Source organism: Escherichia sp. WS1118, assembly GCF_046487695.1.
Classification (GTDB): Bacteria; Pseudomonadota; Gammaproteobacteria; order Enterobacterales; family Enterobacteriaceae; genus Escherichia; species Escherichia coli.
This window is the reverse complement of the sequence record NZ_JBJQIZ010000039.1, coordinates 1-768: the sequence shown is the minus strand read 5'-3', so window position 1 is coordinate 768 and position 768 is coordinate 1. Positions and strand designations below refer to the sequence as shown.

The following is a 768-nucleotide window of genomic DNA, read 5'->3' as shown; positions in this document are numbered from 1 at the left end:
CCAATTTTTTCCCCTTTCATTTCGCTGACCGGCACAATGTTGATGCGGGTCAGAAAGTCAGAGGACTCCTGCATGGTGTTCATCAGGGTCTGGGTGACCGACGGTTCAACGGTGAATTTTTTCGACACATCACCGGCGTCGATGCCGTTCAGTTCGGCAACACGGGACAGGTAGGCATTAAATTTAAAGCGGGTTTCCTGGCGCATAGTTTTTCCTGAAATTAAGGGTTAATCGTGAAGGTTTTCCCGGACTGACTGACGCCGGTCAGCAGTTCGTCATCAGGGCGTCACCGCCACCACCGGTGGCCTTGCTGCGGCGCTGCTGGGTCAGACTTTCGGTGTGGTCGAGACTGTTTTTCAGGCGGGTGAATGCCTGGCTGGTTTCATCCGCCCTGTCAGTCACATCCTGCTTAAGTGCGGAAAAAGCGGTTTCCATCTCAGCGAGGCGCTGCTCAGTGGCGCTCAGTTTTTCCTGCACATGTTCAGCAACAGCGGTCACCGCTTCATGCACGTCATTCAGACGGGCGTCATCGCTGGCCTGTTTGCGGCCAAAAATGGACTTCACCTTTTCGGTCAGGGCGGTGAACACGGTTTCAGGCAGGTCTTCAAATTCCAGCTCAACGGGCGTTGCCACTGAAATCAGGTTTTCAGGGCTTAATTTGAAGCGGTTCAGGGGGTTGTGTTTTGCCGTGCGGCAGAATTCCAGGTATTCCGTGCCGAGGCTTGCCGGGTCATCGGTGACGGCCAGACCCACCAGATAACATTTGCC

General features: G+C 54.6%; 2 protein-coding genes. Both read right to left on the bottom strand.

Annotation, left to right across the window (positions count from 1 at the left end; genetic code table 11):
• The coding region (locus tag ACJHYO_RS23950) for a P2 family phage major capsid protein (RefSeq protein WP_032316586.1) at window positions 1-206 on the bottom strand (206 nt) is incomplete at its 3' end.
• Window positions 207-264: 58 nt separating this feature from the next.
• On the bottom strand, window positions 265-768 hold a 504-nt coding region (locus tag ACJHYO_RS23945; RefSeq protein ID WP_172424639.1), incomplete at its 5' end, for a GPO family capsid scaffolding protein.